At 59.8% G+C, this 23374-nt stretch carries 20 protein-coding genes; 6 read left to right on the forward strand and 14 right to left on the reverse strand.

Annotated features, from left to right (window positions below; translation table 11 throughout):
* Nucleotides 1-15 precede the first annotated feature (15 nt).
* The gene (gene hutU, locus BLW50_RS29855) at nucleotides 16-1683 is read left to right on the forward strand and encodes a urocanate hydratase (protein ID WP_090710702.1); all 1668 of its coding nucleotides are present in this window, start codon (nucleotides 16-18) and stop codon (nucleotides 1681-1683) included.
* A gap of 2 nt (nucleotides 1684-1685) precedes the next feature.
* A complete protein-coding gene (locus BLW50_RS29860) occupies nucleotides 1686-2282 on the forward strand; it encodes a HutD/Ves family protein (RefSeq protein WP_090710704.1) in 597 nt (198 codons plus the stop codon).
* Between the two features lie 83 nt (nucleotides 2283-2365).
* Here BLW50_RS29860 and BLW50_RS29865 read toward each other — a convergent pair whose 3' ends face one another.
* The 10 genes from BLW50_RS29865 to BLW50_RS29910 all read right to left on the reverse strand — a co-directional run bounded on the left by BLW50_RS29865 (nucleotide 2366) and on the right by BLW50_RS29910 (nucleotide 12154).
* Nucleotides 2366-3190, reverse strand: a complete 825-nt coding sequence (locus tag BLW50_RS29865) for an ABC transporter permease (RefSeq protein ID WP_170850472.1) — start codon at nucleotides 3188-3190, stop codon at nucleotides 2366-2368.
* Nucleotides 3190-3999: an ABC transporter ATP-binding protein gene (locus tag BLW50_RS29870; RefSeq protein ID WP_210186185.1), complete on the reverse strand. Its 810-nt coding sequence runs from the start codon at nucleotides 3997-3999 to the stop codon at nucleotides 3190-3192. The genes BLW50_RS29865 and BLW50_RS29870 overlap by 1 nt, the downstream gene beginning before the upstream one ends.
* Before the next feature lie 10 nt (nucleotides 4000-4009).
* Nucleotides 4010-4960: an ABC transporter substrate-binding protein gene (locus BLW50_RS29875; RefSeq protein WP_170850473.1), complete on the reverse strand. Its 951-nt coding sequence runs from the start codon at nucleotides 4958-4960 to the stop codon at nucleotides 4010-4012.
* 63 nt (nucleotides 4961-5023) lie between these two features.
* Nucleotides 5024-5710, reverse strand: coding sequence for an isochorismatase family protein (locus tag BLW50_RS29880; protein WP_210186186.1), 687 nt, complete (start codon nucleotides 5708-5710; stop codon nucleotides 5024-5026).
* 54 nt (nucleotides 5711-5764) lie between these two features.
* Complete coding sequence (locus BLW50_RS29885; protein ID WP_170850474.1) at nucleotides 5765-6631, reverse strand: alpha/beta fold hydrolase; 867 nt, start codon at nucleotides 6629-6631, stop codon at nucleotides 5765-5767.
* A gap of 87 nt (nucleotides 6632-6718) precedes the next feature.
* Nucleotides 6719-8254, reverse strand: coding sequence for an ABC transporter substrate-binding protein (locus tag BLW50_RS29890; protein WP_090710717.1), 1536 nt, complete (start codon nucleotides 8252-8254; stop codon nucleotides 6719-6721).
* 28 nt (nucleotides 8255-8282) lie between these two features.
* Nucleotides 8283-9158 carry an ABC transporter permease gene (locus BLW50_RS29895; protein WP_090710927.1) on the reverse strand — a complete coding sequence of 292 codons (876 nt, stop codon included), beginning with the start codon at nucleotides 9156-9158 and terminating at the stop codon, nucleotides 8283-8285.
* Between the two features lie 25 nt (nucleotides 9159-9183).
* Entirely contained in the window at nucleotides 9184-10191 is a 1008-nt protein-coding gene (locus tag BLW50_RS29900; RefSeq protein ID WP_090710720.1) for an ABC transporter permease, read from the reverse strand.
* A 2-nt stretch (nucleotides 10192-10193) separates the two neighbouring features.
* The gene (locus BLW50_RS29905) at nucleotides 10194-11192 is read right to left on the reverse strand and encodes an ABC transporter ATP-binding protein (RefSeq protein ID WP_244544530.1); all 999 of its coding nucleotides are present in this window, start codon (nucleotides 11190-11192) and stop codon (nucleotides 10194-10196) included.
* A complete protein-coding gene (locus tag BLW50_RS29910; protein ID WP_090710723.1) occupies nucleotides 11189-12154 on the reverse strand; it encodes an ABC transporter ATP-binding protein in 966 nt (321 codons plus the stop codon). The genes BLW50_RS29905 and BLW50_RS29910 overlap by 4 nt, the downstream gene beginning before the upstream one ends.
* Nucleotides 12155-12439: 285 nt before the next feature.
* Between BLW50_RS29910 and BLW50_RS29915 the strand changes: the two genes are divergently transcribed.
* Entirely contained in the window at nucleotides 12440-13363 is a 924-nt protein-coding gene (locus BLW50_RS29915) for an ABC transporter substrate-binding protein (RefSeq protein ID WP_090710726.1), read from the forward strand.
* 39 nt (nucleotides 13364-13402) lie between these two features.
* Here the strand turns inward: BLW50_RS29915 and hisC are convergent, their stop codons facing one another.
* Nucleotides 13403-14524 carry a histidinol-phosphate transaminase gene (hisC, locus tag BLW50_RS29920; RefSeq protein ID WP_090710728.1) on the reverse strand — a complete coding sequence of 374 codons (1122 nt, stop codon included), beginning with the start codon at nucleotides 14522-14524 and terminating at the stop codon, nucleotides 13403-13405.
* A gap of 102 nt (nucleotides 14525-14626) precedes the next feature.
* On the opposite strand from hisC, the gene BLW50_RS29925 reads away from it, so the two are divergent.
* Entirely contained in the window at nucleotides 14627-15106 is a 480-nt protein-coding gene (locus BLW50_RS29925; protein WP_090710730.1) for a RidA family protein, read from the forward strand.
* Nucleotides 15107-15175: 69 nt separating this feature from the next.
* Here BLW50_RS29925 and BLW50_RS29930 read toward each other — a convergent pair whose 3' ends face one another.
* Nucleotides 15176-16429, reverse strand: coding sequence for an MFS transporter (locus BLW50_RS29930; protein ID WP_090710733.1), 1254 nt, complete (start codon nucleotides 16427-16429; stop codon nucleotides 15176-15178).
* A gap of 152 nt (nucleotides 16430-16581) precedes the next feature.
* Here BLW50_RS29930 and BLW50_RS29935 point away from each other — a divergent pair, with 152 nt between their 5' ends.
* Nucleotides 16582-17514 (forward strand): DUF6282 family protein, encoded by a 933-nt coding sequence (locus BLW50_RS29935; RefSeq protein ID WP_139267792.1) that lies wholly within the window; start codon nucleotides 16582-16584, stop codon nucleotides 17512-17514.
* Nucleotides 17515-17537: 23 nt separating this feature from the next.
* Here BLW50_RS29935 and hutC read toward each other — a convergent pair whose 3' ends face one another.
* Complete coding sequence (hutC, locus tag BLW50_RS29940) at nucleotides 17538-18278, reverse strand: histidine utilization repressor (RefSeq protein ID WP_090710738.1); 741 nt, start codon at nucleotides 18276-18278, stop codon at nucleotides 17538-17540.
* Nucleotides 18279-18531: 253 nt separating this feature from the next.
* On the opposite strand from hutC, the gene hutH reads away from it, so the two are divergent.
* Nucleotides 18532-20103, forward strand: coding sequence for a histidine ammonia-lyase (hutH, locus tag BLW50_RS29945; RefSeq protein WP_090710741.1), 1572 nt, complete (start codon nucleotides 18532-18534; stop codon nucleotides 20101-20103).
* Nucleotides 20104-21635: 1532 nt separating this feature from the next.
* On the opposite strand, the gene BLW50_RS29955 is transcribed toward hutH, so the two are convergent.
* Nucleotides 21636-23018, reverse strand: a complete 1383-nt coding sequence (locus tag BLW50_RS29955) for a DHA2 family efflux MFS transporter permease subunit (protein ID WP_170850475.1) — start codon at nucleotides 23016-23018, stop codon at nucleotides 21636-21638.
* Nucleotides 23019-23374: the final 356 nt, after the last annotated feature.

Genomic DNA, 23374 nt, shown 5'->3' on the forward strand with positions numbered 1-23374 from the left:
GAAGCTGGAGACCGTTTGATGACCCGTGTCGACAATACCCGTTCCATTCGCGCTCCGCATGGGAACGAACGAACCGCCAAAAGCTGGCTGACGGAAGCGCCCCTGCGCATGCTGATGAACAATCTCGATCCCGATGTGGCCGAGAAGCCGAATGAACTCGTCGTCTACGGCGGCATCGGCCGTGCCGCGCGCAACTGGGAGAGTTTCGACCGGATCGTGGCTAGCCTTCGCAACCTCGAACATGACGAGACTTTGATCGTCCAATCGGGCAAGCCGGTCGGGGTTTTCCGCACCCACGCCGATGCGCCGCGGGTGCTGATCGCCAATTCGAACTTGGTGCCACATTGGGGCACCTGGGATCACTTCCATGAGCTCGATCGCAAGGGGCTAATGATGTACGGCCAAATGACGGCCGGCTCCTGGATCTATATTGGTTCGCAGGGCATTGTTCAGGGAACTTACGAAACCTTCGTCGAGATCGGTCGTCGTCACTATGGGGGAAGCCTCGCCGGCAAATGGATTCTCACAGCGGGCCTCGGCGGCATGGGCGGCGCGCAGCCACTCGCAGCGACGATGGCGGGAGCATCCTGCCTGGCCGTCGAATGCCAGCCGAGCCGGATCGAGATGCGGCTGCGCACCGGATACCTCGACGTGCAGGCCAAGGATATCGACCACGCCCTCGAGCTGATCGCCCAGGCCTGCAAGGACAACAAGGCGATATCGGTCGGCGTGCTCGGCAACGCCGCTGATGTCTACCCGGAACTGGTCAAGCGCGGCATCAGGCCGGACGTGGTGACCGACCAGACCTCGGCGCACGACCCGGTGAACGGCTACCTGCCGAAAGGTTGGACCCTCGCGCAGTGGGAAGAGAAGCGGCAGAGCGACCCGAAGGCTGTCGAGAAGGCGGCCAAGCGATCGATGGTCGATCACGTCCAGGCGATGCTGGACTTCCACAAACTCGGCATCCCGACCCTCGACTACGGCAACAACATCCGCCAGATGGCGAAGGAAGAAGGCCTCGCCAATGCCTTCGACTTTCCGGGTTTCGTGCCGGCCTATATTCGCCCCCTGTTCTGCCGGGGCATCGGCCCGTTCCGCTGGGCCGCTCTCTCGGGAGACCCCGAGGACATCTACAAGACCGATGCCAAAGTGAAGGAGCTGCTGCCTGATAACAAGCACCTGCACAACTGGCTCGACATGGCACGCAAGCGCATTCAATTCCAGGGCCTGCCGGCGCGCATCTGCTGGGTCGGCCTTGGAGACCGCCATCGCATCGGTCTGGCTTTCAACGAAATGGTCGCCAAGGGTGAGTTGAGCGCCCCGGTCGTCATCGGCCGCGACCATCTCGACTCCGGCAGCGTCGCCAGCCCAAATCGCGAGACCGAGGCGATGAAGGACGGTTCCGATGCAGTGTCGGACTGGCCGTTGCTCAACGCGCTGATCAACTGCGCCAGCGGCGCGACCTGGGTGTCGCTGCATCATGGCGGCGGCGTCGGCATCGGCTATTCGCAACATGCCGGCATGGTGATTGTCGCCGACGGCACGCCGGAGGCAGCCAAGCGTCTCGAGCGAGTGCTGTGGAATGATCCCGCCACTGGAGTCATGCGCCATGCCGACGCGGGCTACGAGGAAGCCATCGCTTGCGGACGGGAGCATGCCCTCAACCTGCCGAGCCTCGACTAACCATGCGTCTCATCCACTCGATCGATTACCGTCGCATGCCGTGGAAGAACGGTGGCGGCGTGACGATCGAAGTGGCGATCGCGCCAGACGACGCCACTCTCGATGACTTCGACTGGCGGATCAGCATGGCGCATGTGGCGACGCCGGGACCGTTCTCGCGGTTCCCCGGCGTCGACCGCACGCTGGCCGTCCTCTCCGGGGCAGGCATCCGCCTGGCCATCGGAGGGGCGCCGCCTGTCACACTAGATCTCTCGTCGCCGCCGCACGCTTTCTCCGGTCACGTCGAAACCAACGCGACTTTGATCGATGGCGCGATCGACGATCTCAATGTGATGAGCAACCAGGCGCGTTATCGCCATCGCATGACGCGTCATCAGATCGAAGAGACCGTCATGATCCCGAATGGTGCCGTAGCAGTCGCGATCATGCCGCGCGCCGGCGGCCTAAAGCTCGCCGTCGGCGAAGCATCCGCTCACGTCGCCGATGGCGATACCGTGATCCTCGATCAGGCCGACCTCTCCGGCAACGACGCCATCAGCTTTCATCGGAGCGGCCTGGCCCCCGCCGAGATTTACCTGATGATATTCTGGCCGCGCTAGCCTCCTCGCCTGGGCCATCCATCCGCCATTGGATGCGTCTTGATATTCGAGCAGACCGAGTATCAAGACGCTTTCGCTGCGGCTCAATGCTCCCGGAAACGCGCCAGATAACGGTCGTCGACGAACGAAAGGCTCTGGGACAAGGCCATGCCGGTGAGCGTGAACAGCATGATGCCCATCAGCATGAGCGCCGTGTTGTAAGTCGCGCCCGCCTGGGTGATCAGGAAGCCGACGCCTTCGTTCGACATATAGAGTTCGGCTACGAAAACGCTGATCAGCACCCGGCCGATCGCCAGCCGTATACCCGCGACGATGAACGGAATGGCTGCGGGTAATATGATGTAAAGAAAGACTTCCGTCTGGCTCGCAGTGAAGGCCCGTGCCGTCTCGATCAAGCGCGGATTGGTGCCTCTGACGCCGGCAATCGTATTCACCAGAATGGCAAATACGCCGCCCAGGAACACGATAAGGACCTTCGACCACAGGCCAATCCCGAGCCACAGGATGAACAAGGGTAGCAACGCGACTGACGGCGTTGAATAGAGCGCCATGACAAACGGCTCGCAGACATGCCGCACCCGGTCGAACCGCCCCATCGCCAACCCAAGCAACACGCCAAAAAAGATAGCCAGCCCGAAGCCGATCACCGCCTCCGTCAAGCTGACGGCGATATGCTGGTAGATCTCGCCATCGACGAAGAACTGCTGATAGGCCGTTTGCAGAATGGCATAGGGGCTGGCGAGAAAGACCGGTTCGATCAGGCCGACACTGGTGACGAACTGCCAGGCAGCCAGGAAAACGACCACGGACATTGTGCTGAGCGCACGGCTCGACGTCCACCAGGCGGGCTTTTTCAATCGGGCGCGCGGGCTTTCCATCCCTTCGATGACACGGTCTTGCGTTACCATCAGTGGACCTCGACGATTCCGGGTTTGAGCAATTGCCATAGTCGTTTGCGCAGACTGACCCAGCGCGGATCGGCCCGCATGTCATCGTCGCGTGGTCGCGGCAGATCAACGTCGATAATGGTCTTGATGCGGCCAGGATGAGCATCCATCACGACGATCTGGTCCGACAGCAGGATTGCCTCGTCGATCGAATGGGTCACGAACACGACGGTTTTCCGATCCGCTTCCCAGATGCGCAACAGCTCGGCCTGCAAAACCTCGCGCGTCTGCGCATCGAGGGCGCCGAAGGGCTCGTCCATCAGCAATATCTGCGGTTGGATGCTCAAGGCGCGGGCAATGCCGACGCGCTGCTTCATACCACCCGAGAGCCGGCTCGGCAGGTAGTTCTCGAAGCCTTTCAGCCCCATCAGCGCCATCGCATTCATGGCGCGGCGGCGGCTCTCCTCCGGCGGAATTCCCACCAGTTTGCAACCGAATTGCAAATTCTCCAATGCGGTCTTCCAGGGCAGGAGATTGTGCTCCTGGAACACCATGGCACGATTGACGCCGGGCCCCGCGACTCGCTGTCCGCCGATCACGACTGCGCCATCCGACGGCATGATCAGGCCGTGGATCACGCGCAACAGCGTGGTCTTCCCACATCCCGACGGCCCAAGAAGCGACACGAAGCTGCGTTCGGCGATAGTGAGGGACACACGATCGAGGATTTGAATATCGCCGCCGTCCTCCCTCGGAAGCCAGTGGCTGACGGCCTGGCACTCAATGCCGCCGTCTGTGTGCTCCGGCTCGGATCGAAATTTGGCCATCATGCGCACCCAGCTATTTCGGAATGAACGAGAAGTCGAAAATCCGTGGCATCTCGGGTGCACGGGTCAGCTTCAAGGCGGTCATCTGCTCCTCGACGAACTTCTTCTGCGTCTCGACATCGACCGCACCCGATTTATTGAAATGTGGTCGCACCGTCGTATCGTAGGACTGTCCTGCATCCTCCAGCGACAGATTGAAGAAGCGGCTCATGATGGCGACCGTTTCGTCGCGGTTTTCCAGAATGAATCGATGGGCCTTGGCATGGACGCTGACGACCGCAGCGACCATTCGCGGCCGTTCCTTGATGGCTTTGTCGGTGGTCGCTATGCCGCCATTCAGCCCCGGTGCGTAGTCACCGAGAAAGCCGAGATTCACGAACTTCGCCTTGGCGCTGTTCAGTTGAAACTCTCGCGGCGGCGTGATCACGCCGGCTTCGATGGCGCCCGCGGCCAGCGTTGTCGGCACGTTTTGCGAGCCAAGCGCGACAAAGATCGTGCGCGACGGATCCGCCCCGGATTCCCGCATGGCCCGCCGCACGATGATATCGGTGGTGCCGCCTACCGCGTCGATCCCCACGCGCTTGCCCTCGAGCGCCTTCAACGAGCCGATCTGCTCCTGGGCGAACAGAAAATAGAGAGACTTGTCGACGTGGACATAAATCACTTTGACCGCCAGCCCGCTCACGGCCGCGGTCAAGGCCGCGCCGCCGGATAGCGAGAAGTCGAAATCGCCGGCGAGCATCGCCTTGATTGCAACCGGGCCGGACGCGCGCGTCAGCACTGCATTAAAGCCCTCCTCCTTATCCAGCCCTTTGACGCGGACAACCTCCGTCGGCAACGTCGTCAGGAAGGGGCCCGGCGTCGCGAACCGCAGGTCTCCGAATTGCTCGGCGGCGAGAGCCGGGCCTGCGCCCGCCGCGAGAAGCGACACGCACATCGCTTTAAGCCAAGAAGACAACCTCATTCGCGACCTCCATCGAACCATTCATGTCATTCCAGACCATCTCCGCGGAGAGGATTTCGTGCGTCAAGTTTTCGGCAGGTTGGGAAACAAATCATCGGACAGCGTTGCGATGTGTTTCTGGACGTCGGCGATCGGCATGACATCGGCGTATTTCGCATGCATATCGCAGAGACTGAGGGCGTGGCTCGCCTGACTGCGATCGAAACAGCCGTCTTCGGCGATCGTCACGCGAATATTGTAGCTGAAGGCATCAATCACAGTAGCACGAACGCAGCCACTCGTCGTAGTCCCGGTCACGATCACGCTGTCGCAACCGAGCAGGTTGAGATAACTCATCAGGTCAGTGCCGAAGAACGCGCTCGGCTTCTGCTTGTGAACCACAATATCCTGCGGCTCCGGCTTTAGCTCGGCAACGATCGCGTTGGGATCGAGAGCCATCTTCCGATGGGGGACGGCCTCACACGAGCGAGCATTTTTCCAGGCCCAGCCGCCCGCATCCCAATTGTCCGGCCGGATATGCCCCGTCGTAAAGATGACCGGCATCCGCTTGGCCCGAAACAGGTCGGCCAGTGAGGCGATATGCGCAATCGCCTCCCAACTCTCGGCACCGCAGGAATTGCTCCATCGCGTGATGGATTGCAGGATCGGCTCGGGCTTGTCGCCACAGAACCCGTAATTGACGTCTATGATGAGCAATGCCGGCCGCTTGCCATAGCCTGCCAGCGCGCCATAGCCCGAGGCCGCGAACACTTCGCGGTCACGATCCGTCAGAAATTTGTCCCATATTCGTTCCACGGCACACCCCTAACGATGCAACGCCACCCACCCGCGGATCACGCTGTTGAAATGTTCCGGATGCTCGCGATAGGGAAAATGCCCCGACTTGTTGATAATATGCATCTGCGCGTCCGGCTCGTTCGCGGAAATGATCTCGAACAAGCCGTGCCCCTGCTCGATCGGAGCCGTCGGGTCGTTATAACTCCAGATCAGCGACGTGGGCTTGCGCATGCCGCGATCGCGCAGCAGGGCCAGGGTCTCGTCTTTCTGCTTCTCGAGATGACCGAGAAACACGGCTTTCGACATGCGGGTGAGAGCGTCCTTGTATTTCGGCGTCGCCGCGACCGTGGTCAACGCATCGAGCCACTCGTCGTCGACATGCTCGTAGCCGAATGAATAGCGTTGCAGCACCCATCGCTGCGATTCCTTGACCAGACGCGGCATCGGCGCGCCGGCCATCACCACGTCGTGGCGCTGCTGGCCGGGCGCCAAGGTGCCGCTGTCGACGATGGTCAGCGTTTTGATAAGGTCGGGATGCTCCAGGGTCGTGCGGCAAGCGACATAGCCACCGCGCGAATGGCCCACGAGATGCACATTGCGCAAGCCCAAAGTCCGAATGAAAGCGGCCACATGGGCGACGTCGGTCGCCATCGTATAGTTCTCGAGCTGTACCGGATTGTCGGTATAGCCCTGACCGATCCGATCCAACGCGATGACGCGGCCCGATTCCGCAAGTCCGCTAAAGTTCAAGTTCCAATTCACAGCGCAGTCAGCGCTCAGATCCGCGGCGCAACTGTTGCCGTGGAGCAGAACGACCACATCTCCCTCGCCCTTGTCATAGTAATGCGTGCGGATGCCGTCGACTTCGATATATTTTTCATTGCTCGGGGACATGGCTTTCTCTTTCTTGCCGCCGTTGAGTGATGGGCCGGGACGACGCATTGAGCGCCGCCCCCACCAGCAAGCTGACTTTGGGCCGTGCTACTCCACCAAACGAACGTCATTGGGGGTGATCCAATCGTCCGGGCGGGGCGTAAACTCAACCGCCTTGGACACGCCGTAGGAGTGGTTGTAACGCCACAGGAGGCAGGCCGGGGCGGCTTCGAGGATGGCATTGAACGCCTGATTGAGAACGCGCTTGCGCGCCTCCGGCTCAAATGTCCGGCGCTCCTCTTGCAGATAGCGGTCGATATCCGGATCAGAAATGCCGATGCGCGGCGACCCGCCCGTCTCGAAGAACTGAGACAGGGCGGCGCTCGGATCCATCACGGCCTGACGGCCCCAATAGTAGAAGGGAACGTCGCCGCGCTGAATGTTCGCCCAATAGGTCGCCACCTCGGGCGTGTGCAAAGTCGCGCGAATGCCGACCGCCTTCAGCATCGGGACGATCGATTCGCCAATGGTCTTGTCGAGGAGGAAGCGACCGGTGGAGGTCGACAGATCGACATCGACACCATCGGGAAAGCCGGCCTCGGCGAGCAAGGCTTTTGCTTTCGCTGGATCGTAGGGATAGCGCGTCTTTGTCGCCGGATCGTAGCCATACTGCCCAGGGCCAACGACACCGTCGAGCCGCTCAGCCTCGCCCTTCAGCACGTTCTTGATGATGGAATCGCGATCGAGCGCATAACAGGCCGCCTGACGGACAAGCCTGTTGTCCCACGGCTTCTGTTTCGGCGTCATGCCCAGGAACATGAACTCGGCGACCCGCGTCGAGGCGATCTTCGTCTTCGGATTGTCGCGGACCCGTGGAATGAGATCCGGCAACAGCCGTTGAACGACCTGATATTCGCCGTTGAAGAGGCCGACCAGGCGCGCCTCCGGTTCGCGAACGATCTGATAGATGATCCTGTCTGGCGCGCCTTTGCGCTCCTTCATGCCAGGAAAATCAGGATTCTTGGCCAAGGCGATCATCTGGCCTGGCATCAACCGTTCCAGCTTATACTCGCCCGCCCCAATGGCATATTTGGTATCGGCGGCCTTCGCACCGTATTTGTCATAAACATTCTTGTTCGTGACGATGAGCTGGACGAGGTAGGAGAGCAGCGAGGCCGTCGGCGATTTCGTCGTCACTTTGACGGTATGGTCGTCGACGGCGACCATATCGGCGACCATGCTCATATTGCTTTGCTGCTTGCTCTCTGGATCGCTCAATATCCGCTTATAGGAGTGAATGACATCGCTCGCGCGCAGCGGCTCGCCATTGTGCCAGCGCACGTCGCGGCGGAGATGAAATACCCACGTGTTGGGATCTGGAATCTCCCAACGCTCGGCCAGGAGGCCGACATATTCGCCCTTCTTGGCGTCGTAATCGACAAGGCAGCCATAGACATGGCACCAGATGCCATACATCAGCGAATTGCTTTCGCCGTAGGGGTTGAATGTGTTGCTGGTATCGGTCACCGCGATGGTGACGCGCGTCGCCTTCTGGGCAAGGGCCGGCACGACGTTCAATAGGGAGGCGGCTCCCACCGCGAAGAGACCAGCGGATGTCAAACAGGCTGTACGTCGTATCGACATGATTTTCTCCCTCTGTAAAATCTAGCAGTCACCCATCGGAACGTTTCAGGCGTGGGTCGAACAAATCGCGCAGACCATCGCCAATCAGATTGATACCCAGCACCGTCGCGAAGATGCACAGGCCCGGAAACAGCGCGAGCCACCATGCGGTGCTGATGTAAGTGCGGCCTTCCGCGAGCATGCCGCCCCAGGTTGGGATGTGCGGAGGCACGCCCAACCCGAGAAAGCTGAGCGCAGCCTCCGAAATGATCGCCGCCGCCATGGCGAACGTCCCGATCACGAGCTGCGACTGCAGCAGATTGGGGATGACGTGCCGGACAACGATCCGTGTATCACTTGCGCCCAGCGAGCGGGCGGCGTCGACGAAGTCCCGGTTGCGCAAAGCGATGGCCTGCGCGCGCGCCACCCGGCAGAACGGAATCCAGCGCTGGATCACGAGCGCGAAGATGAGATTGTCCAACCCTTGGCCAAAATAGCCCATGATCACGATGGCGAGCAGAAGCGGCGGAAACGCCCACATCACTTCGACGACTTTCTGGATCGCGAAATCCACCTTACCGCCGAAATAGCCCGAAACCGCTCCTGATCCCACGCCGACGATGCCCGAGACAATCGCGACGGCGGCGGCGATCTGCAGCGAAATCGTAGTGCCATGAATGACGCGCGACAGCACGTCCCGCCCAATGGCATCAGTGCCAAGCATATGCGGTCCGGAGAACCAGGCGGGCGACCGCAGAGCCATCGACAGATCCTGTGCGCTGGGATCATAGGGTGCGATGAGGGACGCCAGGCTCCCGACAAGCACTAGGGTCACGACAACCAGACCGCCGACGATGATCTTGGCCGTCAACCAGCGCCGCAGCGCCAGTCGGACGAGGCGCAGACGATCCGGCCTCGGTGCCATATCCAGTTCCGTATCGAATCCGGCGCTATTGGCCATAACGGATCCTCGGGTCGATAAGGGTATAGAGAACGTCGACCACCAGATTGATGACGACAAAGAAGATCGAATAGGCGAGCACGGTGCCGGTGATCAGCGGATAGTCGCGCGCCTGGATAGCGCCGATCAGCAAAGCCCCGCTGCCTGGCCACGAGAAGATCGTTTCGACGATGATGGAGCCGCTGAGCAAGGTGCCCAGTTCCAGCCCGACGACGGTGACGACGGCCACCAGGGAGTTGCGCAGGATATGGCGCCACAACACCGTGCGTTCCGGCAGCCCCTTGGCGCGCGCCGTGCGCACATAATCCTCATGGGCAACCTCCAGGACGGACGAGCGCGTCACGCGCATGACGATCCCCATCATGTTCGTACCAAGCGCGATGGCCGGCATCAGAATGTGGCGGAGACCATCGACAACGGCGTCCATGTTTCCGGAGAGCACATTGCGCGCGATATAGAAGCCGCTGTCGGCATCCGGCGCGATGCCATAGGTGCTCTGCCCATTGGACGGCAACCAGTGGAAATAGCCGGAGATGACCAGGATGAGCATCAGGCTGAACCAGAAGCTCGGCATGGAGATGCCGAAGAACCCGACCACGGAACCGATGTTGTCGATCGCCGAATTCGGCTTCGCCCCGGCCCACAGGCCAAGCGGTACGCCGAACACCAGGGCAATCAGTAACGAAACGATGGCCAGCTCGATGGTCGCCGGCATGCGATCCTTGATCAGATCGACGACCGGATCGGAGAACAGAAATGATGTGCCCAGATCGCCACTGAGACTGTTGATCAGGAAACGGGCGTATTGAACGTAAATGGGCTGATCGAGCCCCCAGCGCTGGCGGGCCTCGGCGATTTCCTGGGGCGAAGCCTGGGCCGGCAGCAAAAGGGCCGACGGGTCCCCGGGCGCGGCATGAATGAGGAGAAAGACGAATAGCGAGATCAGAAGGATGACGGGAACCGTACCAGCAACTCGTCGGAACACTTGGGTGAGCATGATCAGTTGGCCCCTTCCATCATGGGCCGATCGGCACCAGGACCAAACCGATGGCAGGCGACACCGTGCGTCTCCTCGAACACCAGGGCCGGTAATTCGGCAGCGCAACGGGCATCCGCGAACGGGCAACGTGGATGAAGGGGGCAACCGGACGGCGGATTGATCGGGCTCGGCGGTTCGCCTTGCAACACCACGCGGTCAACACCTGCGGCCGGACCAGCCGCCGGAATCGCCGCGAGCAAGGCCCGCGTATAGGGGTGAACAGCCTGTCGATGCAGCGCCTTGGCTGCAACAACCTCGACGATCCGCCCCAGATACATCACGGCGACACGATCGCTGACCCGTTCGACAACGCGTAGGTCATGGGAGATGAAGAGATAGGTCAATCCGAGGCTCTGCTGCAGATCGAGCAGCAGGTTGACGATCTGCGCCTGAACCGACACGTCGAGGGCGGAGACCGCCTCGTCGGCGACGATGAACTTCGCGTTCACCGCAAGCGCACGGGCAATGCCAATACGCTGGCGCTGGCCGCCGGAGAATTCGTGCGGATAGCGATCATAATAGGTCGACCGCAGGCCGACGGAGGCGAGGAGTTCCATCACCCGCGCCTTGCGCGCGTTGCCGCGCGCCAACTTATGGATCGTCAATCCCTCGCCGATGATGTCGCCGACTTTCATGCGCGGGTTGAGTGAAGAATAGGGATCTTGGAAAATCGTCTGCATCTTCTGCCGGGTGGCCCGCAGGGCCTGACGCGACTGTTTCGTCAGGTCCTCACCGTCGAACATGACGGTGCCGGAGGTCGGCTCGATGAGCCGCGTGATGCAGCGACCCAATGTGCTCTTTCCGCAACCAGATTCGCCGACCAACCCCATGGTCTCGCCCTGGTGAATATCGAGATCGACGCCGGCGATCGCCCGGACATGCTCTCGCGCCCGCCCGAGCAGCCCGGCTCGCAGAGGGAATTCCTTTTTCAGATCTCGTATTTCAATGAACGGCATCATTGGACCTTCAGACAAGCGACCCAATGACCGGGCTCGACTTCGACCAGAGGCGGTTGCGCCGCAGCGCAGGCGGCATCCGCCCGCGTGCAGCGATCGCGAAAACGGCACCCGATGCCCCAACTGCGTGGATGCGGCACCATACCCGGAATGGCGCGCAATCGAGTTTTGTTGGCTCCCACTTCGGGGCGCGATTGCATCAATCCGATCGTGTAGGGATGCAGCGGGTGCGAGAAGATCATTTCGGGACTAGCGCGTTCGACGATTTTGCCCGCATACATGACTGCGACCGCATTGGTACGCTCCGCAACGACACCAAGGTCATGCGTGATCAGCAGTACTGCCATCCCGAGCTTCTGCTGGAGATCGGCCAGCAGTTCGAGGATCTGCGCTTGAACGGTCACATCGAGCGCCGTCGTCGGCTCGTCGGCGATCAACAGTTTCGGATCGCACGCCAGCGCCATGGCGATCATGACGCGTTGACGCTGGCCGCCGGAAAATTGGTGTGGATAGTCGTTCACGCGTCGCGCCGGATCGGGAATCTTGACCAGCCCTAGCATCTCTATCGCCCGGTCATGCGCCGCGTGCCGGCTGAGGCCATGATGAAGCCGCACGGATTCGGCGATCTGCATGCCAATCGAAAAAGCCGGATTGAGCGACGTCATCGGCTCCTGAAAGATCATCGCGATCTCGTTGCCACGGACATTACGCATCTCTTCGTCGGACAAGCCGATAAGATCGCGATCATCGAAACGAATTTCGCCACCAGCGATACGCCCGGCCTTTTTATCGAGCAGCTGCATTACAGAGAGCGCCGTGACGCTCTTGCCGCAACCAGATTCCCCAACGAGGCCAACGGTCTGCCCCTGCTCAACATCGAACGTGACACCATCGACCGTCAGGATTTCGCCGCCCAGCGAACGGAATGCAGTACGCAAATCCTTGACCTGAAGTATCGGCGCCATTCCGACCAGCTCTTATTGTTGCCCCGCGACAGAGAGTGTCGCGCCCTTTCATTTGTATATACAAAAAAAGACACCATTGTCTATACAAAATGATGCGGGCGTATTAGCCTATGGCTGCATCGTGCGAAGCCGGATGCTTAAAGACGCGGCAGATTGCACCATGCTTGGAGGCATGTGCCTTGAATTGCAGCGCAGCAAATATCCAATCGACAGACACCGCGTTTATCGCAAGCACATGCCCTTGCCGAGATCCCTCTCTCTCCCAACGAACTTAAGAGCGTGCGCATGTTTCACATTTGGGTCGCCGACCTGGATTCTCCGTCTTACTTCGTGGCAGTGGCCGCGGTTGAACTTGGCTATTTCAAGCAGGAAGGCATCGACATCGAATTCGTCTACAACACGAACGAAGGGCCCGAGCTGATGCGCGAAGGCAAGGTCGACCTGATCGGTGGCCCGGCCTATGCAACGCTCCGCGCATTCCCTAACTGGAACGGCGTCCGCTTGCTGTGTGCGCTCTCGCAATATTCCTACTGGTTCATGGCCGTGCGCGCGGACCTCGATCTCAAGCGAGCTGATCTGAATGCCATCAAGGGCCTGCGCATTTCGTCGGCGCAATCATGGCCGGGGATGGGCCTACGCCATATGCTGGCGGAAGCTGGCATCGATCTTGAGCGCGACAACGTAAAGATCGTCCCTCCCCCACCCTCTTATGGCGCAAAGGGTTGGATGGCGCGCAATGGTATCGACGCGATCACAGAAGGCACCGCCGATGCGTTTTGGGGCAATGGCATGCGCGTGGCCCTGGGCGAAAGCCTCGGCATTGCCAAGATGCATCTCGATCTGCGCCGGGGCGATGGCCCTGTGGGCGCGCACCTCTATAACTTCGCAGCGCTGACGGCGAGCGAAGCGCTTCTGCGCGACCATCCCGATGTCGCGTCTGGCGCCGTGCGTGCGGTCGTCAAGGCGCAGCAGGCGCTTCGCGCCGACCCGGCCCTCTCGAAGCGGGTGGCAGAAAAGTCTTTTCCCGCCGACGAAGCTGAATTGATCGTACCGCTGATCGCGCGTGACGCGCCGTTCTATGACGCGATGATTTCCCAGGAAGCAATCGATGGGCTCAACACGTTCGCTCTAGCCAGCAAGCTGATCGACGCATCCGTACCTTACGATCAACTGGTCGCAACGCAGATGCGAGACATCTGGCGCGGGTGAATACTAGCGCCGCGGATATTGCATCCGCGGCGCTCTTGTCTACGCGGCAAGGATCGCGTGCACGGCCTGTAGAAACTGGTCGTTCGCTTCGCGCGATCCGATGGTCATGCGGCAGAAGTCGGTGTAGCCCGGCTGCAGCCATGGTTTGACGATCACGCCATGTGCCAGCAGGTCCTCAGCCAGATCGGTACTCGGCGATCCGAAGCTGAAGAAGAGGAAATTGCCCTGCGAGGGGGCAACGCGCCCACCGGCAGCCTGCAGCGCCGCAGCAACACGCTCCCGCTCCACCGCATTGTGGCGGATGCTGCGCTCCATATGGGCCCGATCCTCTAAAGCGACGAGGCCGGAGGTCTGCGCAACGGAATTGACATTGAACGGCGTACGAACCCGATCCAGCACTTCGGTGAACTCGGAATCGGATGTGATGCCATATCCCAAACGCAGGCCCGCCAGGCCATAGGCTTTTGAGAAGGTCCGCAGGACGATGAACGGATTATCGAGATCGCGTAGCATCGCCAGTGCATCAGGAAATCGATCAGGATCAGCGTACTCGATATAGGCTTCGTCAATCACCAGCACTGTCGACGGATGCAGCGCCTGGCACAGCCGATCGAAGCCGGCGCGGTCGAGGAAACTGCCAACCGGGTTCATCGGATTGGCAAACATTAGCATGCGTGGACGGCGCGCCACTGCGTCCAGCAGTGCCTGCTCATCGATAGAGAAGTCATCGCGAATGGGAACGCGGACCGTGCGCGCGCCACAGATGCCGGCATAAATCTCATGGAGCGGAAACGACGGATAGAGCGTCACCATATCGTCGCCTGACCGCAGAACCGCCCGGCAGACGATCTCGATCAGATCTTCGGAGCCGTTGCCCAGAATGACTTTTCCAGCAGCCACATCCAGCGTATCGGCGATCGCCTGACGAAGCTTCAGCCCGGCGGGATCAGGATAGATCGATAGATCGAGCTTCGCCAATGCCGCAGCGATCCGCGGACTGGCTCCGAACGGATTCTCGCCCGACGCGAGTTTCGCGATCTTCGTCAGCCCGTAGCGACGCGTCGCCTCGTCGATTGTCATTCCCGCATTATAGGGCGGCGCCGCCGCGACTTCCGGACGAATGACGGTTGATTTTTCACTCCACGGTACAGCCCGGCTCATTGGTCGTCCTATCGTTACAGGGTTGGAGCAAACGACATTGAAAAGCTCGCTATTATGTATATACATAATAGCACACACAATCTGTCAACGAGATTCATCGCGATGCTCATCTCCGACCGCCTAGAAGAACTCGGCATTATTCTTCCACAACCACCTCGCATTCCTCCCGGCGTAATCTTGCCATTTGGCTGGGTCCGCGTTCATGGCCAGCGCGCCTGGGTCTCAGGTCACGGCCCGACCGAAGCCGATGGCAGCTTTGCGCAACCGCTCGGGCGTGTCGGCAATGAAGTCAATTTGGATGAGGCCTATCTCGCCGCGCGCCTGACGGGGCTGGCCATTCTCAGCAGTTTGCAGCGAGAACTCGGTACACTCGATCGAATCACCGCCTGGGGCCGAGTTTTCGGCATGGTGAACTGCGCGCCGGGTTTCCGCGAGATGCCCAGCGTCATCAATGGATTTTCCGATCTCATTCTTGAAGTGTTCGGCCAGAGCCGGGGCCAACATGCGCGCTCGGCGGTGGGCGTGGCCGAGCTGCCCTTCGATATCCCCGTCGAAATCGAAGCGGAAGTGCTGATTGACTGATCTTCACCGCCACAAAAAAGTGCAGGCATCCGGCGGATGCCTGCACTGCAAAAAGACCTCTACCTGAGACTAGACGAGCTCTTCGCCCTTCCGTTCCTTAATCAGGAATATGGTCGCGACGATGTCCAGCGCCCAGACGAACACCAGGAGCGAGAGCGCTACCGAGAGCGAATATTGTGTCGCCAGCACGCCAATCACCAAGGGGCCGAAGCCACCAATGCCACGTCCAATATTGAACAGCACATTTTGGGCCGTGGCGCGTGCCTGCGTGGGATAGCTCTCGGAGATCAGCGCGCCATAGCCACCGATCATGCCGCTCAGGAAGATGCCGGTCACACCGCCGGCGATCAGCAGCAGCGTCGGATCCTTGATCTGCGGATAGATGAAAGCCATCACCATGGCGCCGACCTGAAATGCGATGAAGAGCGGCTTGCGGCCGATGCGATCAGCAAGCTGGCCGAACACCCACATGCCAACCGCACCGCCAATGACCGTCACCGATGTCCATAGCGCCGAACGGGTCAATGAAAAGCCAAGCTGCGTCGACAGATAGGACGGCAGCCAGATCATCATTCCATAGTAGCCGAAGTTCTGGACCGACGTCATGATGCCGATGCCGATGGTCGAACGCGTCGCTTCCCGATTGGCGAAGAAGTAACTATAGGGATTGGTGGAGCGCTCTTTTTCCGCCTTCGCGGCCTTCACGAACAATTCCGGCTCATGCAGATAGCGGCGGAGTGCGAAGGCGATGATCGCCGGGATCAGCCCCACCAGAAACATGCCACGCCAGCCGATGATCGGTAGCAGGAGCGGCGTGAGCAGCGCCGCACTCAACACGCCGGCCTGCCAGCCGAGCGCGACATAGGATGACGCGCGCGCCCGCTTGTGGGCGGGCCAGGCTTCCGCCACCAGTGCCATGCCGATCCCGAACTCGCCGCCAAGGCCGATGCCGGCGATGGTACGGTAGATCAGCAAATCCCAATATCCCTGCGCGAACGCGCAGAGGCCGGTGAATATCGCAAAGAGGAGAATGGTCCACGACAGAACACGGATGCGCCCGAATTTGTCGCTCAGCGTGCCGACTACCAGGCCGCCGACAACAGCGCCGATCAAGGTCCAGGTGATGAGCGATCCAGCCTCCGATCCCGTCAGATGCAGCCCGGCGACAACCGCAGGTAGCATGAAACTTAGAATCATCAGATCGAAGCCGTCCATCGCATAGCCGACATTAGATGCGATCAAGGCCTTGCGGGCATAGCGATCAACTGTGGCGTCTTCGCCCCCCGCAGTTCCGTCCCGCGACGTGGATGTTTGAACCGACATATGCCCTCCGCGATTATTAGCCGTTTCTACTAGACATGGCGGTCGGTGCATGCAAGGCACGCGCCATACCATACCGCCCCTCGTCAACGATTATATCTTGACAACTTCTTTTGTCTATACAAAATGGACCGAAATTCGGCAGGAGCGCAAGAATGAAGGCATTACCCCACGTTGGTGATAAGCGCGTGATCGACATGCACGTGCATATCGGACCGGAACTGCTGCGCCGTAAATACACGGCGGAGACCCTCGCCGCCGAGGCTCGGCGCGAAGGGTTTGGCGTGGTGATGAAGAACCATTTCATTCCCACGACCGCGCAGGTCAGCCAGGTACGCCGGGCTGACGACAAGGTGCCGCTGGTCGGCTCCGTCGCGCTGAACTTCGGCTGTGGCGGCGTTGACGATCATGGCGTGCGGTCCGCTTTGTCAGGCTGGAAGACCGACGTCACGGCCGCGGACCCGAACCCGGAGCGGTTCGTTGTCTGGATGCCGACCATGTGCTGCGAGGCGCATCTGCGTTGCTATGACCGGCGCGATCTTTCGGAGGCCTGGGGTATCAAGCGCAAGTATACCCGGTTCTATGCCGAGGGGACCGGCTATACTTTTGATCCGGATAATACCGACAAACTGGCGGCGATGCGCCGCGCCCTGGAAGTGATCCGCGACAACGATCTCATCCTGGCCACGGGCCACCTCGACCGGAACGAGACGCTTACCGTCGTCAAGCTGGCCTACGAGACCGGCATTCGCCGGATCATCATGACCCACCCGCTGTTTCAATCGACCGAGCTCGATCCGGAAACGATGCGGCGCATGTGGGAGCAGTATGGCGCCTACAGCGAACTCGCCTTCGTGAATCTCGCCATGGACCATCTCACCTATGAACAATACATCGCGGTCATCGAGGCTGTGGGATCAGAGGGCGTTATTCTCTCCTCGGACGTAGGCCAGATCTTTTCCCCACCTGTCGGAGATGCCCTGCGCGAATTCTTCAGCGAGTTTCAGAAGCGCGGCATCAAGGAGGACGATATCGTGCAGATGTCGGTGCTCAACACCAACAAGCTGCTCTTCGAAAACATGAGATAAGCTGAAACCAATTTCATGCCGCGTCAGTCGTTGTTCGGCGTGAAATTGGCTTTCAGACGGTAGCTAGAGCCCTGGAAAATGGTGCGGACGTGCGTGATGATCTCGCCGCCGCGCCATGTGCGTCGCTGCACCACGAGACAGGCCGCGCCCTTCGTTACGCGTAGCGCCTGAGCCGCTTCTGTATCCGCATCTTCGGCAAAAATGCTGTGTTCCGCCTCGGTCCAGGGAACGTGGTTGCGCAGCCAGGTTCCGGGCGGCTCGATCTCGAAGCTCTGCTCTAGCGCTTGAGGCACGGCGGCCGCGTTCAAAAACCGATGCTCATAGGCGAACGGTTGCTGGTTGGCCCAATGAAGGCAGCGACATTCAACGATATCGTGCTTCGGGCTCAGTTGCATCAGTTCCTGATCCGCCTTGCTCGCGTGTCGACGCCGTAAGGTCAAGAGTTCGTAGCGATAAAGATAACCAAGCGCCTCAACCTCAGCTTTGATATCCGGGATGCGAAGAACGGCCGATTGAACCGTGGGCTTCCCGACAAAGGTACCGACCTTGCGCCGCCGTTCGATAATACCTTTGGCCGCCAGGTCGGACAGAACCTTGTTCACGGTCATCCGCGAGCAAGCATATTTCTCAGCGAGTTCATGCTCGTTGGGGATGCGGTGGCCGGGAGACCAACGGCCGGAGAAAATCTTGGTTTCAATGTCCGAACGAATCCGGTCCTTCAGTGTCGTGGCTATGGGCCGCTTGGCGCGAATCTTCGTCGGCATGAAAACCTTTTCAATCTTTTGTCGCTCTCCCGGTGAATATGCACCGCTTTACCGATGAGCAACAAGCTTTATCCAGCGCGTTTGGCACGATCAACTCAACCATCGACACCAAAATGAACGCCGTGACGTTTCCGCTCGCCGTCAAAGCGCCGGCGTCAACGCGCACTATTTGTATAGACAAAAGAAATCGAGTCGGGTTATGTAAGCGCCACACGGCAACGCCCATGCGCTTACACGATCCGGGAGAACCTTGATGACGGAAATCGTTTTGAACCCCGGACAGGTGCCGCTCAGCAACTGGCGCGCGATCTATCGTGGCGCCGCTGCACGGCTCAACCCCGATTGCTTTGCCAGGATCGAAGCCGGAGCGAAGGCCGTGGAGACGATTATCTCCCGCGATGAGCCCGTCTACGGAATCAATACCGGCTTCGGTAAGCTGGCGCACGTCCGCATTCAAACGGTGGACCTTGCTGCGCTTCAACGCAATATCGTGTTGTCGCATGCGGCAGGAACGGGCCCATCGATGCCACGCGAAATCGTCCGTCTGATGCTTGCCCTCAAATTGACCAGCCTTGCGCAAGGCGCCTCCGGAGCCCGTCTGCAGACGATCCAGATGCTTGAGACGCTGCTCGACAAAGATCTCATTCCCGATATCCCCGCACAAGGATCTGTGGGTGCGTCCGGCGACCTCGCGCCGTTGTCGCATATGACAGCGGCTCTGCTCGGCGTCGGCCATATTACGACATCGCGTGGCCGCCTGCCCGCAGCGGAAGCGCTGGCCGAAGCCGGCCTCCTGCCAATCGTGCTTGGCCCGAAGGAAGGCCTTGCCCTGCTCAACGGTACCCAGTTCTCAACCGCTTATGCCCTTGCCGGCCTTTTCGAAGCAGAACTGCTTATGCAGTCAGCCTTGGTGACAGGAGCTTTATCGACCGATGCCGCGCGCGGTTCCGATACGCCGTTCGATCCGCGCATCCATGCGCTACGCCCGCACCCGGGCCAGGTGAAAACCGCAGCAACGCTCCGCCACCTGCTGGAAGGCAGCGCCATTCGCGCCTCCCACCGTGTCAATGATGAGCGTGTTCAGGATCCCTATTGCCTGCGTTGCCAGCCACAGGTGATGGGCGCGTGCTACGATGCCCTGCAAAACGCGGCGAATATTCTCGAGATCGAAGCGAACAGCGTCACCGACAATCCGTTGATCTTCACCGCCGAGGAAGAGGCCGTTTCCGGCGGAAATTTCCATGCCGAACCCGTCGCCTTCGCGGCCGACATCATCGCGATCGCGATCTGCGAAATCGGCTCTCTGGCCGAACGTCGCATTGCTATGCTGGTGGATCCGGCTCTCTCAGGTTTGCCCGCTTTTCTCACGGCGAAGCCGGGCCTCAACTCCGGGTTCATGATCCCGCAAGTAACGGCAGCAGCGCTGGTCTCGGAGAATAAGCAGAAAGCTTACCCTGCCAGCGTCGACTCCATCCCCACTTCCGCCAATCAAGAGGACCACGTGTCCATGGCGGCACATGGATCACGCCGCCTACTTAGCATGGCCGAGAACGCTGCTGCAGTGATCGGCATCGAATTGCTTACCGCCGCCCAGGGGTGCGATTTCCATCAGCCACTGGCGTCGAGCATACCGCTTCAGGCAGTTCGCAATTGCGTACGTTCGAAGGTGCCGTATATCGACGACGACCAGTATATATACCCGCATATACAAAATGCTATTCACCTCGTCCGGAGTGGTGCCGTCGCCGAGGCCGCGGGCACTCCTCTCCTGCCCTCGATCTGCGGGCAAGCGGCATGCACCCTTAGCGCAAGCTCCATCATTTAAGATATTGCACTTTAAGCTGTTGTCTGTGGGCGACGTGGGGACTCTGTCACGATCGCCTCACTCGAGCGGTTTTTGGCCCTTAAATTTCACCGCGCCAGTGACAGGTGTGCTCCACTGGTGGCCCGCAACTAAGAGGCTATTGGGGAGCACCCAATGGGTGTGTCGTCGGGCGCCCTACGCCCGGTCGCAGCGGCGGTGCCAATCCCGGCCGGGGCGGGCGTGGTCCAAACCGCGGTTGCTGCCACGGCGGCGCTTGAAAACGGGAACGAGGAGGCAGTGTATGAAACCGCGCCTTTCGAACACAACGGCCCCGGGCGTCTCGCACCCAACCCGGCCCACATCCTCGCGCAACATCTTGCACGAGGGAGATATCCCCTAACGGTGCCGGAACGGGCATCGCAGATGCGCTAGATACAAGTCCGAATAAAATTGCGGCCGCTGCAAATTGTTTACGCATGCCTCTCCTCCTTGGACGAAGAAAGTTCCTTAACGAACTATCTCCCAAACCCCGGCACTTGGGCGTACACCCATCACTCCTGCCACCTCATCAAATAGGCCTTCCAGGGCTAGATCACACGTCTAGCCCTGAACACCTAAGGGGCGAGTCGTTGGGCGGCCAATCCCAGGACGGTGCATGGGCGGATGAAAGCCGGGACGAGGAGGCCGCGGCCCGATTCCCGGACGATGCATGGGACGATGCCATCCCATTCCTGGATGCTGCCAATGCGACCTGTGAATGTAATGGCGATGATAAGTAGGACGGCTTGCGGCCGCGCCAATCACGGCGCCACCGATCACACCAGCAGCCACAGCGGCCGTGGCGGCGTTCGCAGCATCCTGTGACTGCGCGCGGTTGTTCTGAAAGGTTGCGGCGACGCAACGACGATGAGCTTCGGTTCCAGGCCGTAAGCCCTGAGCCTCGCAGGTCATCTGGGCGCTGACGGCCGATTCCTGCGTCGTTTGGCAACCAGCGAGAGAGATCGCAAACAGAACGCCGACGATCGCAGCTTTAAAACGCATCTGCACAGTATCTCTCCATAGCTACGTCGATCGCCTGGCTTGTGATCGAGTACTCGAGAAAGACTACTTCGCCTATGCCTGGATTTAAATCTAAAGAAGCCGCAATTTGCCGTGAGACACGAAAAATGGGACCGGAAGCACTGACGTGGGACGTACTGCACAGAGCGGCCGAGAGCTGCGTCCTTGCTCATGAACTTTTCGCGGGTTTTCAACGACGCACTATCCGCGCCCAGACAAGACAAAAATCGCGTGGGCACTCCGAACGCCTATCGTAACACAACGTCCTGCTCCATTCCCGCGATTGGCGAGAGCCGATTCACTGGAAGAGGCGACAGCTAAGATGCTAACGCTGCCAGCACATTGTCACCTCTTATAGGTCCAGGGCTCCTGGTGCTGCCGGATTCGATGCTGCGCAGCGCTCCGTCGGCTTGAAGCTGCCTGCGATCGACCGACTCGGCAATGGAAGAGCACCGCCCGCGCGAGCGACATCGCGCTAAACTATGGCTCTATACTTATTGGTCTCGTACGAGCAGAAATGCGCTCGCTGATGCGACAGCAGCCATCCCGGTCCCGATGAGTGCGGCAGCATGGCTAGATACAATGAGCTCCTGCCCGCTGGTTCCGAGCGACGCGCCCAGCAATGCCGTAGCGATGAGTCCGCCTACGCGCGACACCGCGCTATTAAATCCCGATGCCGATCCCGTATGCGCGGCATCAACCGAAGCAAGCACTGCATTCGTTAAGGGCGCCACGGCCATCGCCATCCCAATTGAAACGACGAGTACGGCGGGAAAAACGGCAGTCCAGTAGCTGCCAGCGCCATCGATCCGCAACATAAGACAATAACCAGCCGCAGCGACAGCCGATCCAACCGTGAGCGGCCATCGCGGACCGATGCGGTCGGCCAGCCAACCCATTGCAGGCGACCCCAAAGCGATAACCAGAGGAAACGGCAGCAACGCGGCACCTGCAGCGGTTCCTGAGTAGTGATACTCTGACTCGATCAAGACATATGGCAACAAGACCATCAGGCCCCCAAGGGCACCATAGAGAAAGAAGGTTAGTAAGGTCAGGCCGACGAACATTTTTGAGCCAAACAACGTCAGAGGCATCATGGCCCGTTCACCTTGCTTGCTCTCGAACCAAACAAACGCGAACATCGCAAGGCCGCCCACTGCGAAAGCAATGAAGGCCGGAAATGTCCAACCCTCCCGCCCGGCGCCCATTGTCAGCGCCCAAGTCAAAGCACCCAACCCCACAGTCGCCAGAACACCGCCGAACGTGTCGAGCCGTACACCGATGCTGCCACTTTGACTGTCCTTGATGAAAAGAAAGGTCAGCACAATCGCAGCGATTGCCAAAGGGATATTCAGCAGAAAGATCGCCCGCCAGCCAACCGTATCAATCAGCCATCCGCCAAGAACCGGTCCAACCGCGCCCACAATCGCGGCCGCTGCAGCCCAGACTCCAATCGCACGCCCACGCTGCGCCCCGGCGAATGCATCAGCAAGTATAGCCAAACTATTTGGCAACAGGATCGCCGCGCCGATGCCTTGCACTACCCGACCGAAAATCAGCCAGGAAATGCTCTGTGATGCTGCGCAGAGCATTGACGCAAAGGTGAATATCAATATCCCAAGGACTAGAAGCCGAGCACGGCCAAAGCGGTCACCAACAGCACCGCCGAGAAGCAACAGCGCGCTGAGCGGCAGAAGATATCCATTTATAATCCACTGCAGCAACGCACCCTCCACGCCGAATGATGCGCGGATTGCAGGCAAGCCAACATTCACTACAGAGCCATCGATAAAAGCGAGGCTCGATGCCAGAATAGTCGTCGCGAGAATTAAATTGGGATGCGATGCGGCGGATTTTGGAGGAATCGCCGCGGCCATGGCGGCATCGCAAGATGTATGAATGAAGGCGCTCATACGCGAACTGTATGCGAGAGTGCTTAACGTTGCACGCTCTCAGACAGCCCATCCAGCGAAAGCCGACAAGCTGGACCGCGCATCACCAAATGCACAAAGCTCAGGGCCGCTTCAGCCGTCCAAACAAAAGCGCGATGTTGCGTCACAGCATTCGGCAAATCAGCGATAGCAAGTTCAGAAAGTCACTTTCGCTACAATGCAAAGCTTAGATTCTATGGGCGTGTATATTGGATAGCGCCCGCACAAAAATGTACTCCCTCAATATTATCAAGTGCTGCGGCTTAATATGAAGGAGATCTAATCGACAATGTTAAACTCTA

The sequence above is a fragment of the Beijerinckia sp. 28-YEA-48 genome, assembly GCF_900104955.1.
GTDB lineage: Bacteria > Pseudomonadota > Alphaproteobacteria > Rhizobiales > Beijerinckiaceae > Terripilifer.

Coding starts and splice junctions, on each gene's coding strand:
- BLW50_RS29885 (WP_170850474.1), bottom strand. CDS start 6,631: ATGTCCCCGAGCAATGAAAAATATATCGAAGTCGACGGCATCCGCACG.
- BLW50_RS29860 (WP_090710704.1), top strand. CDS start 1,686: ATGCGTCTCATCCACTCGATCGATTACCGTCGCATGCCGTGGAAGAAC.
- BLW50_RS29910 (WP_090710723.1), bottom strand. CDS start 12,154: ATGGCGCCGATACTTCAGGTCAAGGATTTGCGTACTGCATTCCGTTCG.
- BLW50_RS29900 (WP_090710720.1), bottom strand. CDS start 10,191: ATGCTCACCCAAGTGTTCCGACGAGTTGCTGGTACGGTTCCCGTCATC.
- BLW50_RS29930 (WP_090710733.1), bottom strand. CDS start 16,429: ATGTCGGTTCAAACATCCACGTCGCGGGACGGAACTGCGGGGGGCGAA.
- BLW50_RS29935 (WP_139267792.1), top strand. CDS start 16,582: ATGAAGGCATTACCCCACGTTGGTGATAAGCGCGTGATCGACATGCAC.
- BLW50_RS29875 (WP_170850473.1), bottom strand. CDS start 4,960: ATGAGGTTGTCTTCTTGGCTTAAAGCGATGTGCGTGTCGCTTCTCGCG.
- BLW50_RS29895 (WP_090710927.1), bottom strand. CDS start 9,158: ATGGCACCGAGGCCGGATCGTCTGCGCCTCGTCCGACTGGCGCTGCGG.
- BLW50_RS29890 (WP_090710717.1), bottom strand. CDS start 8,254: ATGTCGATACGACGTACAGCCTGTTTGACATCCGCTGGTCTCTTCGCG.
- BLW50_RS29925 (WP_090710730.1), top strand. CDS start 14,627: ATGCTCATCTCCGACCGCCTAGAAGAACTCGGCATTATTCTTCCACAA.
- BLW50_RS29870 (WP_210186185.1), bottom strand. CDS start 3,999: ATGATGGCCAAATTTCGATCCGAGCCGGAGCACACAGACGGCGGCATT.
- BLW50_RS29865 (WP_170850472.1), bottom strand. CDS start 3,190: ATGGTAACGCAAGACCGTGTCATCGAAGGGATGGAAAGCCCGCGCGCC.
- hisC (WP_090710728.1), bottom strand. CDS start 14,524: ATGAGCCGGGCTGTACCGTGGAGTGAAAAATCAACCGTCATTCGTCCG.
- hutC (WP_090710738.1), bottom strand. CDS start 18,278: ATGCCGACGAAGATTCGCGCCAAGCGGCCCATAGCCACGACACTGAAG.
- BLW50_RS29915 (WP_090710726.1), top strand. CDS start 12,440: ATGTTTCACATTTGGGTCGCCGACCTGGATTCTCCGTCTTACTTCGTG.
- hutH (WP_090710741.1), top strand. CDS start 18,532: ATGACGGAAATCGTTTTGAACCCCGGACAGGTGCCGCTCAGCAACTGG.
- BLW50_RS29955 (WP_170850475.1), bottom strand. CDS start 23,018: ATGGCCGCGGCGATTCCTCCAAAATCCGCCGCATCGCATCCCAATTTA.
- BLW50_RS29905 (WP_244544530.1), bottom strand. CDS start 11,192: ATGATGCCGTTCATTGAAATACGAGATCTGAAAAAGGAATTCCCTCTG.